We start from the raw sequence: 14,753 nt of genomic DNA on the forward strand, positions 1-14,753 counted from the left end.
CTTGCTAGTTCTTGCAGACAGGCTTGTAGACGTGCTTGCTTTTCTTGAGTCATCACTTTGATATGCGGCTTATATATTTCCCTCTATTTTGCCATCACTAGTAAATCTGCCAAAATGGGATGCTCCCGAAAGCTGGGCGTGTAGATGAACGCGATTTAGCGAAAGTACAGCACCTCCGCGAGTTACCCACACGCATTATTCAAACATTTCAAGCTTTAGTTCAGAAACTGATTTTTACCCGTGTTCTCAACTCAGATCAAATTGTCCAGCCTCCGGCTTTTTTGCGTCTACCCATTTTACGCGACTTGCCGGCGCGGTTGATTGCTTTGGGTGTTTTTCCGGTTCATGTGCAAAGTTAGATTTGATGAAAGCTGAGAAACCCGACTTCTTTAAAAAGTCGGGTTTCTACAGGAGGGAATCTGAACCTGATAAATAACGACAACTTCTCTATTTATAACCACAGCTTCAACGTTAGTAACGACAGCTTCAACGTTGGTAACGACAGCTTCAACGTTAGTAACGACAGCTTCAACGTTAGTAACGACAGCTTCTGTTTTCATAAGAAAGCGATTAGCGTTAGTCACGACAGCTTTTATTTTGATAATAAAAACTTATAATTATGTCACCACAACTTCTGCTTGATAACCAAAGTTTATATTGTAGTAGATTGGTTGATTTCTTCTGTGGAGTGAATCAATAACGCGATCGCCAATATTTGTTCAACTTTTGTGGAGGTCAAATTTGTTCAATTGTCCATTAAGTCCTGAAAAGGCAGAGAGGTTATTTAACGTGGGGACATGAAACAATGGGGTTTGTGTTCCTTCTGTTTCAAAAACGCCATATTTAAGCGATCGCCACTTCCACAAACGCCTTTTTTCCCATCTAGGACTTACCTAAAGCTGGTAATTTAATATGGTACAATAGTACTAATATCCATATTTACAATCATAAATGCACAATCGTGAGAAATAACGAATTTATTAATAAATCAAAAAAATTGTCGAAAATAAAACATATATAGCTTGATTGCCAACAAACGGAGTAATTAATGAACAGTTGTATTTTGATGGCGGAAATCGTAGAAAATCCGCAGCTACGCTACACCTCAGAGAACCTAGAAATCAGCGAAATGCTGGTGCGGTTTCCCGGAGTGCGTCCGGATGACCCCCCAGCAACGCTGAAGGTGGTAGGCTGGGGTAACATGGCGAAAGAAATTCAGCAAAACTACCACGAAGGCGATCGCGTTCTCATTGAAGGACGCTTAGGAATGCATACCATCGAACGTCGAGAAGGTTTCAAAGAAAAACGTGCTGAGTTGACAGTGCAACGCATTCATGCATTGGGAGCAGGTTTTGATACTAGTTCCTCACCAAGAATGGAAACCACTCAACGACAATCAGAAGTCCCCGTGGCTGCTGCAACAAACCACCGGCAAGCTTCTACATCGGTGTCGTCTCCTGTGGCAACTCCCCAAAAAACTGTAACCACTTACGAATCGCAGGTTCCCGCATCCACCCAAGCTAAGAATGACTTTGACACTCTTGCTGAGGATGACTTCGACATTGAACCCAAACAAAGCGCGAAAAAGTCCGATCGCAATCCTTATCCCGCACCAGCACAAGACGAACCCAAACAAAGCGCGAAAAATTACGATCGCAATCCTTACCCTGCACCAGCACAGGACGAAGATATAGATGATATTCCGTTTTAAGCGGAAAGTGCTTTTTGGCAATTGTATCTGAGATGAAGAAGTTAGGAGTTAGTTGTTAGGAGTTAGGAGTTAGGAGTTAGTTGTCCCCCTTGTCCCCCTTGTCCTCCTTGTCCCCTTGTCCCCCTGTCCCCCTTGTCCCCTTGTCTCCCTGTTGATAACGGATGTAGCGTCAGGCTAGTGTTACGCAGCCTTATTTGCTACATCCGTTAAAATTTAACAAAAATTGTGATCTAGAATGCCAAATTTCTTATCAAAGGTGTAACAATCAAAAAAATCAGTTCACCTGGTTACAAAACCACTGTTAAAATCCAGATAATTTTAAATTCAGTAAGTCACGATTAATACCCGATTCCTATGAGAGAAACTATCCTAGAGGTTCGCAATCTACAAGTTGAATTTTCCGATGATGGCAACAGCGTTAAAGCTGTAGATGGTATTTCCTTTGAGTTGCATCGCGGGGAGACTCTGGGAATAGTCGGAGAGTCGGGAAGCGGAAAATCAGTAACATCGTTAGCTGTGATGGGTTTGGTGCAGACTCCGGGAAGGATAAGCGGTGGTGAAATTTACTTTCGCCATCAGGAAAATACCGCACCAATCAACTTGGTAGAATTACCTTTGCAGCAAATGCAGCTTTATCGGGGTGGTGAGATCGCCATGATTTTTCAAGAACCGATGAGTTCGCTCAATCCGGTTTATAATATAGGGTTTCAGCTAACCGAAGCGATTATGCGACATCAGAAAGTGTCGCAAGCTGAAGCAAAGCAAAAAGCGATCGCAGGTTTACAAGAAGTAAAACTCCTTCCCAGCGACGAGCAAATTAAACAGCAATATCTCGAAAACTGGAAACAAACTGCTAACTCATCAAATTTAGATGACCGACAACTAACAGAGTTAGTTAAGCAACACAAAGACGCAATGCTGGAACGCTTTCCGCATCAACTTTCTGGAGGACAGTTGCAGCGGGTGATGATTGCAATGGCAATTTCCTGCAATCCCTTACTATTGATTGCAGACGAACCGACAACAGCTTTAGATGTGACAGTCCAAGCGACAATTCTAGAGTTGATGCGGGAATTGCAGCAGCAACGCGACATGGGAATGATTTTTATCACCCACGACTTAGGATTAATTGCGGAAATTGCCGACTCTGTAGCGGTGATGTACAAAGGTAAAATTGTCGAATATGGAGCAGCAGCGCAAATTTTTAGCAATCCCCAGCATCCCTATACTAAAGGTTTGGTAGCTTGTCGCCCCTCACTCAACAGCCATCCCCAAAAACTCCTCACCGTTTCCGACTACATGAGTGTCGAGGAAACACCAACCGGACAAATGGTAATTCAAGCCAAAGAACCGTTAACTCCGATAGAAGTTAGCACAGAAGAGATTGCTGCAAGATTAGCAAACCTCAACGAACAGAAACCGCTGTTACAAGTCCGCGATTTGAAAGTGGGTTTCCCGGTGCGGGGTGTATTTGGAAAAACGACACGCTACACGATGGCAGTTAACGGCGTTTCTTTTGATGTCAAACCAGGGGAAACACTCGGATTAGTGGGAGAATCAGGTTGTGGAAAAACCACCCTTGGTAGAACTTTAATACGATTAATTGAGCCGATGAGCGGTGAGATTATCTTTGAGGGACAAGATATTACTCGCTTAAAAGGTGAACCGTTGCAAAAACTGCGACGAGAAATGCAAATAGTCTTTCAAAATCCCTTTAGTGCGCTTGACCCCCGGATGAAGGTTGGGGACGCAATCATGGAACCGTTGTTAATTCATTCTGTTGGGAAGACATCCAAACAACGGCATGAACGGGTAGCGGAACTTTTGGAGAGAGTGGGATTGAGTGCAGATGCAATTAAGCGCTATCCGCATCAATTTTCTGGTGGTCAACGTCAACGCATTTGTATTGCGCGTTCTTTGGCGTTAAATCCCAAGTTTATTATTTGCGATGAATCGGTTTCCGCGCTGGATGTTTCGGTACAAGCGCAGGTGCTGAATTTGTTGAAGGAATTGCAAGATGACTTTAAGTTGACTTATATATTTATTTCCCACGATTTGAGTGTGGTGAAATTTATGAGCGATCGCATTTTGGTGATGAATCGCGGTCAAATTGTCGAACAAGGTATAGCCGAAAACATCTACCGCGAACCCAAGGAGGAATATACGCAAAGGTTAATTGCTTCGATTCCCACCGGTAGCGCGGAAAGAGTGCAAAAGCGGCAATTACGAGCGTTGTGAGGTTGCGAAAGTAACCGACACCGTGAACGATGCCCTCATCCTTCCAGGATGGGGGCGATTTTTGCCGATAAACGCGATCGCGCTTGCGATGAGTGTCAGTCTTAAGGATTGGCGAATATTTGGCTATCTACAGCTAAAGCAAAAATTTAGGATTCATCTGCTAATAGTGATATCGAGCTTGAAGAAAATCAATGCGGTCGTCGCTAATAAAGTAAATAATGCGATGTTCTTGAGTGAGTCGCCGTGACCATGCATCCGAATCCAAGTATTTCAATGGTTCTGGCTTACCAATACCTATAAATGGATCTCGCATAATTGCTTCAATTAAGTCGAATGCACGCAATGCAGTTTTGCGATTTGTTTTTACCCAATAAGCGAGGTCTTCTCTAAATTCTGGATGAAAAACAGCATCTCGAACTATTATTTCCTGGGGTTGGCTTTCATTCTTCTTTTTCTTCGCCAATACCCAACTCCTGACGTAGTTCGTTAATGCTTTGAGGTTCTAAAGTTCTGGCTTTTGCTCTTTCTAAAGCTGTTAACAAACGAGTAGCATTTTTCGGTGAGCGAAGTAAATAAGCTGTTTCTAGTAAACTGTTTAGTTCCTCAACAGCAATTATGGCAACGCTTTCGCCTTCTTGTCGCGTAATAATTACGACATCGCGATCGCTAACTACTTGTTCGCACAGTTGGGCAAGGCTAGCGCTAGCATTATTTAAGGTTGTCTGATTGGACATGATGAGAGTTTTTTGTTTTGCTGTATGGCTTTTGACTAGATCATAACTTGAGGCGGACAAAAGTAGGCGATCGCGCTTGTGATGAGTGTCAGTCTTAGGGATTGGCGAATATTTGGCGATATATAGCTAAAGCAAATATTTAGGATTCGGATTTGTATCACGCACAGACGCAGAGGCGCAAAGGAAGAGATAGTATATTTAGAAGCAATTGACTCTCGACATGTGGCGATCGTTTGTAACCAAGATTAAACTACGTATTATAGCTGTGGATGCTATTAATACATCTGCATCCTGTATTGGCGTACCTTTTCTTTTTAAATCCGCGTGAATTTCACAAGCTTTTTCAATAATTTTTATATCATCTAAAAACAAAACTTCATAATCTGTACATAACTGAGTAAAATCAGCTAGCTGTCTGACAGCGTTTATAGATATCAATCCTCTTTTTACTTCATAATAAGTTATACAACTTATAAATACTTCTTCACCCGAACGAGTCGCTTCTTTTAAGCGATTGTTGGTATTTACATTTCTTTTTAAAATATAACTATATTTGTATCTAATAAAAAGGTCACTTGATTTATTTTCCTAGCACTGCCTCATCAAAGATTTTGATTTGTTCGGGTGTTAAATCATTTAAAGTCCCAGAAACAGCTTCTAATGTCAATATTTTTTTGATTATACGTGACAATTCGTTATCAGGGATAGCCTTCATTTCTTCAGGGGAAAACTTACCAAACAAGTTTACTAACATTTATACCATTTCTTGTTTATTTAATCTATCTATGTAGAAACTACTATCCGTAAATAAATTTTCAACTACTGGTGAAATGCGGTTGAAAAGTTCTTGGGTATAGTTGGATACTTCTTGCATAATTTCCTCCAAGTTTTTTTGATATTAAATATTTAATCTATTTTATATAAAGTTATAAATTGTAGGTTGGGACTGAAAGGCAAAACCCAACCTACAATTTTTATGGGCAAGCTATATAATTGGAATTTACCCAGCCTTCTAATCCATTAACTCTGTTGTTTGGTCCAAATATGACACGCACGTAAGACCAATTACCTTGAGTTTTGATGGGAAGTACTGTATTTCCATTATTTAGTCCAGCTTTAGATTTTCCATTCGGAGAAAAGCGAAGGGCTAACTGTCCTGTTTGGATGCCTGTTACACTACAATAAGCTTCTACAACTTCACTATCTGGTTGCAGTCTAACTTGGCTTTGATGAATGTAACCACTACGACCGCAAACATCTGTTTTGTACCATCCATTTTTATAATCATAGATAGCTATAGATGTTTGCGATCTGATGGCACAAATAATAGCACCATTCGGTTTAACTCTAACATTTGATGGCGGGTCGATAACAACCGCTGATTCTATAGATTGCGCGTTAGCGTATGGTGCTTTTATAAAGAAGGGAATGACAGCAAGTAATGTAATATTGACACCAGAAAATACTATGTTCTGAATCGTTTTCTTCATCTTCTTAAGTAGGTAGGTTGAATTAAATATAAAACCACCTGCGGGTGGAATGCCGCCATTCATTACGGCATCAAGTACCATTAATGGTGCGTTAAACTACGTTATAACGCACCCTACTGGCTTTATTTATAATAGTAATAAGTAATACTAGACAAGAGTGATTTTACCGAAAATCACTCTGCGTTGATTTTGTAAATTTTTATTGCTGAAGTTGGCGAATTATGTCAAGAATTTGCTGAGAATACTGTGTATTTCCTTCTTGCTGATATAAATCGGCAGCTTTCTGAAAATCAGCGATCGCACTTTCTATATCTCCCAAATTATGGCGGATATCAGCCCGAACTATGTAAGCTGATGCGAAATGCGGTTGTAAATACAAGGCTTGGTTTAAGTCTTCTAAAGCTCGTTGAAAGTCTTTCAACAAACAACGGCTACGACCTCGATTGTACCAGTCTTCGGCAAGGCTGGGGTCGATGGCTATTGCTCGGTCGTAATCGTCGATTGCTGCTTGAAAGTCTTCTAAAGCATAGCGAGCATTAGCGCGATCGCTATAAAATGCAGCGGTATGCGGATTAATTTTTATTGCTAGAGTGTAATCGGCGATCGCTCTTTGATAATCTTCTAAAACAAAGTATGTAGAACCCCGATTGTAATAAGCTTCTATCAAATCGGGATTTTGTTGTAATGCAGAATTATAATTTTCAATCGCGCCTTGAAAGTCTCCTAAATTGCGGTGAGTATTACCTAGATTGCAGTATGCTTGACAAAAGTTGGGATTAAGCTGAATTGCTTTTTGGTTATCTGCAATTGCACCTTGGTAATCTTTTAAAGCATCGCGGACGATCGCTCTACCATAATAAGCTTCTATTAAGTCGGAATTAATGGATAATGCGCGATTGTAATCGGCTTTTGCCTTTTCATAATCTCCCAAACTACGATGAGCCGTAGCCCGATCGCAATATCCTTCTGCTAGATGCGGATGAAGTTGCAATAATTCGTTACAATCGGCGATCGCACCTTGAAAATCCCCCACTTGAGTGCGTGCATTCGCCCGAAAGCCGTAAACTAAAACTAGATACGGATTTTGCTGTAATGCTCGATCGTAATCTTCAATTGCTGCTTGATAATCTCCCAAAGTGGCACGCACAAGACCCCGATTGTAGTATGCTTGGGCATCATCGGGATGCAGTTTTAAAGTTTGATTAAAGTCAGCAATCGCTTTTTGAAAGTCTTTCAGGGAAGTATAAACTAAACCGCGATTGTAGTATGCCAATGCATAATTAGGGTTAATTGTCAATGCGCGGTTGTAATCGGCGATCGCTTCAGTATAATCTGCAAGAGCATAATGAGCATTACCTCGATTATGATAAGCGTCTGTGAAATTGGGATCAAGTCGCAGTGCGAGACTATGATCGGCGATCGCACTTTGATAATCTTTTAATTGATAGCAAACATTACCGCGATTGCTGTAAGCTTCAGCAAAATTAGGATTTAGCTCCAAAGCCGAGTTAAAATCTTCAATTGCTTTTGGATAATCACCTTGTTCGCAAAGCGTCAAAGCTTGATTATAGTAGGCAATTCCCAAGTCAAAATTAATATTAGCAGCTAAGGTAGGATTAATTTTGATTGCTTGCTGATAATCAGCGATCGCTTGATCGTAATCACCCAAAGCAAAGTAAGCATTACCCCGGTTTTGGTAAATTTCGGCAAAATCGGGATTGATTTGCAATGCCGAGTTAAAAGAAGCGATCGCGCTTTGATAATCTCCTTGGGAATTCTGATTTATTCCTTGCTGAAAAAATTCTTCTGCATTCATGTGATTTTTGATTCAAAAAGCTTGAATCCACTCTTTGACAAAATATTCTGTCCAGATATTATTTTGCCAGTAGGGGTCATTTTCAATCAACTCGCGCACAATCGCTTCATCATCGGCTTCGTAAATGCCGAAAACTTTCGTTACATCCTTGGTTGGACCAATTGTGATCAACACACCAGATTCTTTTTGTTTTGCGAGTCCGTCTAAATGCGCTTGACGATGAGGGGCACGTTTTTCGATAACGTCTTCGCAATAACTTCCCCACATTATATATTTTGCCATAAATACACCATCTAAAATTACAAAAGATTTCAATTAAAGACCTGAGTGTAAGTAAACACTCTTAAACGTAGTAAGCACTTCAGTGCTTAAAAACGCTGAAAAACCTCGGAATTGAGCGGTAAACCGCTCACTACCTACATTTTATGTTTAATCACGCCCATTTAGTACAGACGTTCCACCGGAACGTCTCTACCTAACTTCTCAAACTGACACCGAATTTCTCAACTAATGCTTCGCGAACTTTGTTGTGTACTGGTTCGACTTCAGCATCAGTGAGAGTACGATCGCTTGTCTGATAAATTAAACGAAACGCCAAACTGCGTTGTCCTTTTGGTACATTATCACCGCGATATTCATCAAATAATTCCACAGATTTTAATAAATCTTTACCTGCTTTGCTGATCGCTTTTTCAATTTCCGCAACAGTTACCTTAATTGGTGCAAAAAAGGCGATATCGCGATCGGCTGCTGGATAAGTAGAATAAGGTTTAAATTGCGGTATTAGTATTTCATCTCTTTCTAAAGATTCCAACAGCACATCTAAATCCAGTTGAAACACGTAAACTGAATCTGGTAAACCTTTTTCGCGTCGCACTTGCGGATGCAACTGTCCAAAAGTACCGAGTCGATTACCGCGTATCCACAAAGACGCGGTACGTCCGGGATGCAAGCGGGAATTTTGATTATCTGGTTGATATTCTACCTGCAAACCAAGTTGCTGAAATACACTTTCTAAAATGCCTTTGGCTTCAAACCATGTTAAAGGTTGTTCGCCACTTGACCATTTACCGACAGTGCGATCGCCTCCCATAATTCCGGCTATTGCTTCGGCTTCTTGCAAACCGTCTTCTTCTCGCCAAAAAATTCGCCCAATTTCAAAGCCGTTCAGCGAACCGTTTCCTTGCTCTATATTATATTGAAAAGCATCAATCAACCCGGAAATTAACTCAGTTCGCAGCGCCGAATATTCTGTAAATAACGGGTTTGACAGCACTATTTGCGTTTCTTGTTGTGGTTTCACCAAAGAGTAGTGTATTAGTTCTGTCAATCCTTCGGCACGTAGATAAGCTCGCAATTTGCGTATCAGTTCCTGATCTAAAGGCAAATAACCAGCTTCCGATTTTTCTGGTAAAGTATCGCAAAAGTTATCGTAACCGTAAAGACGGGCAATTTCTTCAATTAAATCGATTTCCCGTTCTAAATCGCGGTAACGATAGGGAGGGACAGTTACCGTCCAAGCACCTACACCTTTATAAGTTAGCTGACATCCCAATGCAGTTAGAATGCGTTCAACATCTTGGGCTTGGAGTTCTCCGGTTTTCTCGTTTATCTCAATTGGTCCGAGAACTTGATTAACTCGTTCTAAACGCAGTGCGATCGCCCGACTCCAAGTAGAAGGATCGGGGCGCGTATCGGCAATTTCCTGATTTACAATATTTCCTTGTGCTATCTCCACCATCATCGATAAAGCGCGGCGTGTGGCTTTTTCCAACTCAGCGCGGTTTACACCTCGTTCATATCTTCCAGAAGCTTCTGTTCTCAAGCCGATGCTACGCGAAGAACGGCGAATTGCCACAGAGTCAAATAACGCCGCTTCTAAAAAGATATTTTGCGTACCTTCATAAACTTCGGTTTCTTCTCCACCCATCACCCCCGCCAAAGCAACGGGTTTATTGTTAGCAGTAATTAACAAATTTTGGGTAGTTAGATTCCGCGTTTGTCCATCCAGAGTTTTCAGCGATTCCCCCGCATTAGCGAAACGCACCCCAACCTGTAGGGGCGGGGTCTCCTTGCCCTCCTGGGTCTCCCCGCCCTCCTGAGTTCCCCCACCCAAGCGATCGCCATCAAATGCGTGCAGTGGTTGTCCCCATTCCAACAACACATAATTAGTAATATCCACAACATTATTTATCGGTCGCGTTCCCGCAGCCCGCAAACGTTGTTGCAACCAATCAGGAGAAGGCGCAATTTTTACATTTTCAATTAGCGTACCGATGTAAGCAGGACAAGCTTGTGTCTCATCGATTTTTAAAGTGAAATTTCCTCCACTCGGAACAGACACCTCACCCGGTTCAGGAATTGTCAACTTTCCACCTGTCAGCGCTGCTACTTCCCGCGCTATCCCTACCATACTTAAAGCATCAGCGCGATTAGCAGTAGCAGTGACATCTAAAATCACATCATCCAAACCCAACAAAGGACGGACATCGCTACCCAGTTGGAGATTTTCTTGAGGAAAAATATGAATTCCGTCTACATCAGTGGGTAAACCGAGTTCCTTCAAAGAACAAATCATTCCTTGAGAAGGAACACCTCGCAGTTTAGCCGGCTTGATTTTTAAATCGATATTTGGTAAATAAGTTCCTGTGGTTGCTACTGGTACATAAATATCTGCTCGAACATTCGCAGCACCGCAGACGATATTTAAAGTCTCAGAAGCACCGATATCAACTTGGCAAACACTCAACTTATCAGCGTTAGGGTGAGGTTGGCGTTCAAGCACTTTTCCAACAACAACCCCCGAAGCCCAAGTGCGGCGGTCTTCAATATCTTCTACCTCAAACCCTGCCATTGTCAAGGTTTCGGCTAAATCTTCCGGGCTTATTTTTATCTCAACTAGTTCCCGCAGCCAACTTAGAGAAATACGCATGGAGTGTGCTTGCTAATTCTATGAATCGTATCAATGCTTCAATTTTAGATTGTAAGAGAGGCGATCGCTCAAAGCACTCCCGCAAAGCGTACCCCCCAACTTGAATAATCCTACTACAACGTTGTACTTACCAAAAAACTCTCCTCTTACCTTTCCCCCTTCACTCGTTCTGAGGCTACTGCCTGGGAACGAGGACGAGGATATATCGGTTCTCGGTTGCGTCCAATACACGCAGCGCGATCGCTTCGGGGCAATTCATGAATTGCCCCTACCAACTTTAGCTGTATTTCACTCAATTGAGAACCGCTATAATCCCCAGTCCCCAGTCCCCAGTCTTCAGTCCCCCGTCTTTAACTCAAATGCATAAACACCATTTTCAGCAATTCTGAGCGACTAAACGGCTTAGTTAAATACCCCGATGCTCCCACAAGTCGTGCTTTTATCTTATCTATAATTCCCTTGCTTCCGGTAACAAAAATGATTGGTGTTTCTTTGAACATTGAATTATTGCGTATTAGCCTACACAACTCATAACCATCAATTCCCGCCATATTCAAATCCAGTAATATCAAGTCGGGTTTGTGCCGAACAATTGACATTACCGCTTTTAGCGGATCGATAATTGTCACTACAAAAAAATTTTCATCTTCTAGTAACCGAGTAATTTCTTTCAGCATTGTCGGACTATCATCAACAGAAACTATTTTGTGAACTTTTCGCTCTGTTAAAGTAGCAGTGTTTGTCTGATTTTTTGTTGCTAATTGGTGAAAATTATCACTGATAGAAGATATATCTGGTAATCGCAAACGAGTATCTTTATTTTCGGCAATACTTGGCTTACCGTTGGTAGTAGTGCTGCTGGGCGCTGCGATTTCAGCTAATTCCGCAATATCGCTATGAGATGGTAACTCTTCACAAGTCTTTGGGAATTTATCAAATGGTGGATCTGGTTCGTGTAATAACAGCGCTCCATGTAAGATATATGGATGTAAAATTTGCGCCAGCTTTAATTCATCTTGATTCAGAATTACCGCAAGATGACGCAAGCTAAAACCTTTCATCCAATGAGTTAAATTGGGCTGAAGTTCTGGAAGTTTTTCTGGTTTAACCCTCGAAGAAACGCACAAATAAGGGCGCTGAAATGGAGAAGAAATTTGCGGCGCTAAAGAATGCCAATTTTGCAATCTTTCTTGACAGCATTCGATTACTTTCTCTACATCCTGGTCGCAAATTTTTGGCAGATATGTATCTGTTAAATTATATGAACCTTGCTTGATTAAGAAAAATGATTCAATCACTTCTTTAACCAGTTCTTGGATTAGCACTCCGGCTTGTGCAGAATTTAGATATTTTTGACTGACAAGCCAGCAAATAGCTTGATAATCAGGCGGCTGGTTTGCCAAATCGTATATTTGTTTCAGCTTACCGTGTGAGTCACTTTCAAACATTAAGCGTAACTGAACACGGGTTTCGCTCTTTAGCAGGGGAATTTGGCGGCTGAGACGGCGTAGATGCCGTTCCAGTCGATCAAAAGGTTCAACCGAATCGGTAGCATAAGTAATTTTACCCTGTTCTAGGTAGATCGACCAGGAAACTGAGTTGCTAGATGCTTGTAAACCAGTACTCTCCGAACAATTAGATAACTGTCTTAACAAACTCAGGGGACTCAATTTGGTAAATGTGCCAGAATTATTCATGTTTTTGGATAATTTGCGGTAAATTAGACCGAATACTTGTAAATTCTAAGTATCGGTAAATGAGGCACCCTGAAAGAATTGAATTTTTCTCTACGAACAAATTTTTCAGTTTGGCTATGTATTTATATTACATATCTGCAAAATTTACCATATCTTTAATTTGTTACATTTTGCACTATATATTGAAAGAAAATATTTTCTGCTTCATTTTAATTTTAAGTGTGCATAGTTACACAAGTATAGTGAGAAAGCTGATTAGATTAAATATGATGAATTGCTTTCATCTAAAATCTGACTTACCTACATAGAATCTTTAAAATTCAATATGAGCAGGGCACGCGATCCTTGATATTCTATAAGGGTTATTTATAAATTTGACTAGATGCAGTGCTACAGGTAATGTGAGTCCCTGGTAAATTCCCTTTTACTCAACTACGTTGTAAGTTAAGATTTTATTAAATGCTTAGGGATTTTGCTAGTAGTAATCTGTTTAATAAATAAGAGAGCACTCTGACAAACAACTACAAAAATGTAGGTTTGTTCGGCGCTTTCAATTATATACTTTGAGAAAAGGAAAGAAGGCTTTGGACTTTAACATAACACAACAAGTTATGCCGGATACATTAAAACTGGATGAAGTAGTTGAATTTGCTGAGAACCCAGAACCACGTTGTCCTTGCGTGTTATTACTAGATACCTCAGGTTCGATGCATGGAGAGCCGATTGAGGCTTTAAATCAGGGCTTGCTCAGTTTGAAGGACGAATTAGTAAAAAATTCCCTCGCGGCACGAAGAGTAGAAGTAGCAATTGTTACTTTTGATAGCAACGTAAATGTAGTGCAAGACTTTGTGACTGCCGATCAATTCAATCCGCCGATTTTGACAGCACAAGGATTGACAACTATGGGTTCGGGAATTAATAAAGCCTTGGATTTGATTCAAGAGCGCAAAGTTCAATATCGCACGAATGGCATTGCTTACTATCGTCCTTGGGTATTTATGATTACCGATGGAGAACCGCAAGGCGAATTAGAGCAATCGATAGAGCAAGCGTCCCAGCGTTTGCAAACAGATGAACTGAATAAGCGTGTAGCTTTTTTTACCGTTGGCGTGGAAAATGCTAATATGACACGCTTAAGTAAAATTGCTGTACGTACTCCTCTGAAACTCCAAGGACTGAACTTTATAGAGATGTTTGTTTGGTTATCGGCGAGTATGTCAACGGTTTCACATTCACAGGTAGACGAACAGGTAGCACTACCACCAATCGGCTGGGGATCTGTTTAAGGACGCGATCGCCCGATTGCGGCTGACGCATCGCCTTTGATTATATTTACTATTCTGTTGGCAGAATGAACACATCAAGCAAGATATCTCAATGGCGGGTAGTAGCCGCATCTGTAGGTGGTACAAGCCATTTAAAAAACAAACAGCTCTGTCAAGACGCACATTACTGGCAAATATTGCCAGATAACGTTTTGATAGCAGCGGTAGCAGATGGTGCAGGAAGTGCAGTCAGCGGGAAAGTTGGCGCGATGGTGGCTGTAGAAGCTGCGATCGAAAATATATCTGTAAAACAATTCACCCGACGAAGCTTGGATGATGATGAAGAAGTGCGCCAGCTTTTAAATGATGCGATCGTCGCGGCAAAAATTGCTGTTGAGGATGAAGCGATAGCTTGTGACAAACAGCCACAAGATTTAGCAACAACCTTAATTATTACGATTGCTACACCAGAACTTGTCGCAGTCGTGCAGATCGGTGATGGAATGGCAGTGGCGAAGGATCGCATGGGCAACTTACTTGCTCTAACTATGCCTGATAACGGCGAATACGTCAACGCCACCACATTTTTAACTTCGCCTAATGCCCTAGATACAGCGCAAATGAGATTATGGCGCGAAGCCATAATCAACGTTGGTGTTCTTACCGACGGGTTACAAATGCTGGCATTAAACATAGCACAGGGTGCGCCTCATAAACCGTTCTTTTTTCCTCTATTTGACTTTGCGGCAAATGCCGAGGATAAAGCAGCGGCAAAAGAGCAGTTGGTGAGGTTTTTGCGTTCGGATCGGATTACGCAACGTACTGATGATGACTTAACGCTGATAATTGCTGCCTTAAGCGATTAAAAGC

Annotated in this window: 14 protein-coding genes and 2 pseudogenes; 5 read left to right on the forward strand and 11 right to left on the reverse strand. The window is 41.4% G+C overall.

Annotated elements, in window-relative coordinates; genetic code table 11:
- Nucleotides 1–140: 140 nt before the first annotated feature.
- A pseudogene (locus AABK37_RS11160) lies at nucleotides 141–359 on the forward strand (FAD-dependent oxidoreductase); the annotation flags it as partial.
- A 30-nt stretch (nucleotides 360–389) separates the two neighbouring features.
- On the opposite strand, the gene AABK37_RS11165 reads toward AABK37_RS11160, so the two are convergent.
- Entirely contained in the window at nucleotides 390–584 is a 195-nt protein-coding gene (locus AABK37_RS11165; protein ID WP_432551641.1) for a hypothetical protein, read from the reverse strand.
- Nucleotides 585–1,048: 464 nt separating this feature from the next.
- Between AABK37_RS11165 and AABK37_RS11170 the strand changes: the two genes are divergently transcribed.
- Nucleotides 1,049–1,711, forward strand: a complete 663-nt coding sequence (locus AABK37_RS11170) for a single-stranded DNA-binding protein (RefSeq protein ID WP_432551642.1) — start codon at nucleotides 1,049–1,051, stop codon at nucleotides 1,709–1,711.
- Nucleotides 1,712–2,065: 354 nt separating this feature from the next.
- On the forward strand, nucleotides 2,066–3,949 hold the full coding sequence (locus tag AABK37_RS11175; RefSeq protein ID WP_432551643.1) for an ABC transporter ATP-binding protein: 1,884 nt from the start codon (nucleotides 2,066–2,068) through the stop codon (nucleotides 3,947–3,949).
- A 160-nt stretch (nucleotides 3,950–4,109) separates the two neighbouring features.
- Here the strand turns inward: AABK37_RS11175 and AABK37_RS11180 are convergent, their stop codons facing one another.
- The 10 genes and pseudogenes from AABK37_RS11180 to AABK37_RS11225 all read right to left on the reverse strand — a co-directional run bounded on the left by AABK37_RS11180 (nucleotide 4,110) and on the right by AABK37_RS11225 (nucleotide 12,618).
- Nucleotides 4,110–4,412 (reverse strand): Txe/YoeB family addiction module toxin, encoded by a 303-nt coding sequence (locus AABK37_RS11180; protein WP_432551644.1) that lies wholly within the window; start codon nucleotides 4,410–4,412, stop codon nucleotides 4,110–4,112.
- Nucleotides 4,390–4,683 (reverse strand): type II toxin-antitoxin system Phd/YefM family antitoxin, encoded by a 294-nt coding sequence (locus tag AABK37_RS11185; protein ID WP_432551645.1) that lies wholly within the window; start codon nucleotides 4,681–4,683, stop codon nucleotides 4,390–4,392. Before AABK37_RS11185 ends, AABK37_RS11180 begins: the two co-directional genes overlap by 23 nt.
- A 198-nt stretch (nucleotides 4,684–4,881) precedes the next feature.
- Nucleotides 4,882–5,258 (reverse strand): annotated as a pseudogene (locus AABK37_RS11190) (PIN domain-containing protein).
- Between the two features lie 5 nt (nucleotides 5,259–5,263).
- On the reverse strand, nucleotides 5,264–5,437 hold the full coding sequence (locus tag AABK37_RS11195; protein ID WP_432551646.1) for a hypothetical protein: 174 nt from the start codon (nucleotides 5,435–5,437) through the stop codon (nucleotides 5,264–5,266).
- 220 nt (nucleotides 5,438–5,657) lie between these two features.
- Nucleotides 5,658–6,254, reverse strand: coding sequence for a hypothetical protein (locus AABK37_RS11200; RefSeq protein ID WP_432551647.1), 597 nt, complete (start codon nucleotides 6,252–6,254; stop codon nucleotides 5,658–5,660).
- A 118-nt stretch (nucleotides 6,255–6,372) separates the two neighbouring features.
- The gene (locus AABK37_RS11205) at nucleotides 6,373–7,989 is read right to left on the reverse strand and encodes a tetratricopeptide repeat protein (RefSeq protein ID WP_432551648.1); all 1,617 of its coding nucleotides are present in this window, start codon (nucleotides 7,987–7,989) and stop codon (nucleotides 6,373–6,375) included.
- Nucleotides 7,990–8,001: 12 nt separating this feature from the next.
- Entirely contained in the window at nucleotides 8,002–8,271 is a 270-nt protein-coding gene (locus AABK37_RS11210) for a YciI family protein (RefSeq protein WP_432551695.1), read from the reverse strand.
- Between the two features lie 193 nt (nucleotides 8,272–8,464).
- The gene (gene pheT / locus AABK37_RS11215) at nucleotides 8,465–10,921 is read right to left on the reverse strand and encodes a phenylalanine--tRNA ligase subunit beta (RefSeq protein WP_432551649.1); all 2,457 of its coding nucleotides are present in this window, start codon (nucleotides 10,919–10,921) and stop codon (nucleotides 8,465–8,467) included.
- Nucleotides 10,922–11,067: 146 nt separating this feature from the next.
- The gene (locus tag AABK37_RS11220; RefSeq protein ID WP_432551650.1) at nucleotides 11,068–11,217 is read right to left on the reverse strand and encodes a hypothetical protein; all 150 of its coding nucleotides are present in this window, start codon (nucleotides 11,215–11,217) and stop codon (nucleotides 11,068–11,070) included.
- Between the two features lie 54 nt (nucleotides 11,218–11,271).
- Complete coding sequence (locus AABK37_RS11225; RefSeq protein ID WP_432551651.1) at nucleotides 11,272–12,618, reverse strand: response regulator; 1,347 nt, start codon at nucleotides 12,616–12,618, stop codon at nucleotides 11,272–11,274.
- Nucleotides 12,619–13,229: 611 nt separating this feature from the next.
- On the opposite strand from AABK37_RS11225, the gene AABK37_RS11230 reads away from it, so the two are divergent.
- Nucleotides 13,230–13,904 carry a vWA domain-containing protein gene (locus AABK37_RS11230; protein ID WP_432551696.1) on the forward strand — a complete coding sequence of 225 codons (675 nt, stop codon included), beginning with the start codon at nucleotides 13,230–13,232 and terminating at the stop codon, nucleotides 13,902–13,904.
- Nucleotides 13,905–13,969: 65 nt separating this feature from the next.
- Nucleotides 13,970–14,749: a PP2C family serine/threonine-protein phosphatase gene (locus tag AABK37_RS11235; RefSeq protein ID WP_432551652.1), complete on the forward strand. Its 780-nt coding sequence runs from the start codon at nucleotides 13,970–13,972 to the stop codon at nucleotides 14,747–14,749.
- Nucleotides 14,750–14,753: the final 4 nt, after the last annotated feature.

Source organism: Tolypothrix sp. VBCCA 56010, from assembly GCF_050875635.1.
Taxonomy (GTDB): domain Bacteria; phylum Cyanobacteriota; class Cyanobacteriia; order Cyanobacteriales; family Nostocaceae; genus Hassallia.

Bases quoted from the DNA above. Each gene is read 5' to 3' on its own strand.
- AABK37_RS11175 (WP_432551643.1), top strand. From the start codon at position 2,066: ATGAGAGAAACTATCCTAGAGGTTCGCAATCTACAAGTTGAATTTTCC.
- AABK37_RS11185 (WP_432551645.1), bottom strand. From the start codon at position 4,683: ATGTCCAATCAGACAACCTTAAATAATGCTAGCGCTAGCCTTGCCCAA.
- AABK37_RS11225 (WP_432551651.1), bottom strand. From the start codon at position 12,618: ATGAATAATTCTGGCACATTTACCAAATTGAGTCCCCTGAGTTTGTTA.
- AABK37_RS11205 (WP_432551648.1), bottom strand. From the start codon at position 7,989: ATGAATGCAGAAGAATTTTTTCAGCAAGGAATAAATCAGAATTCCCAA.
- AABK37_RS11170 (WP_432551642.1), top strand. From the start codon at position 1,049: ATGAACAGTTGTATTTTGATGGCGGAAATCGTAGAAAATCCGCAGCTA.
- AABK37_RS11195 (WP_432551646.1), bottom strand. From the start codon at position 5,437: ATGTTAGTAAACTTGTTTGGTAAGTTTTCCCCTGAAGAAATGAAGGCT.
- AABK37_RS11200 (WP_432551647.1), bottom strand. From the start codon at position 6,254: ATGGTACTTGATGCCGTAATGAATGGCGGCATTCCACCCGCAGGTGGT.
- pheT (WP_432551649.1), bottom strand. From the start codon at position 10,921: ATGCGTATTTCTCTAAGTTGGCTGCGGGAACTAGTTGAGATAAAAATA.
- AABK37_RS11235 (WP_432551652.1), top strand. From the start codon at position 13,970: ATGAACACATCAAGCAAGATATCTCAATGGCGGGTAGTAGCCGCATCT.
- AABK37_RS11210 (WP_432551695.1), bottom strand. From the start codon at position 8,271: ATGGCAAAATATATAATGTGGGGAAGTTATTGCGAAGACGTTATCGAA.
- AABK37_RS11230 (WP_432551696.1), top strand. From the start codon at position 13,230: ATGCCGGATACATTAAAACTGGATGAAGTAGTTGAATTTGCTGAGAAC.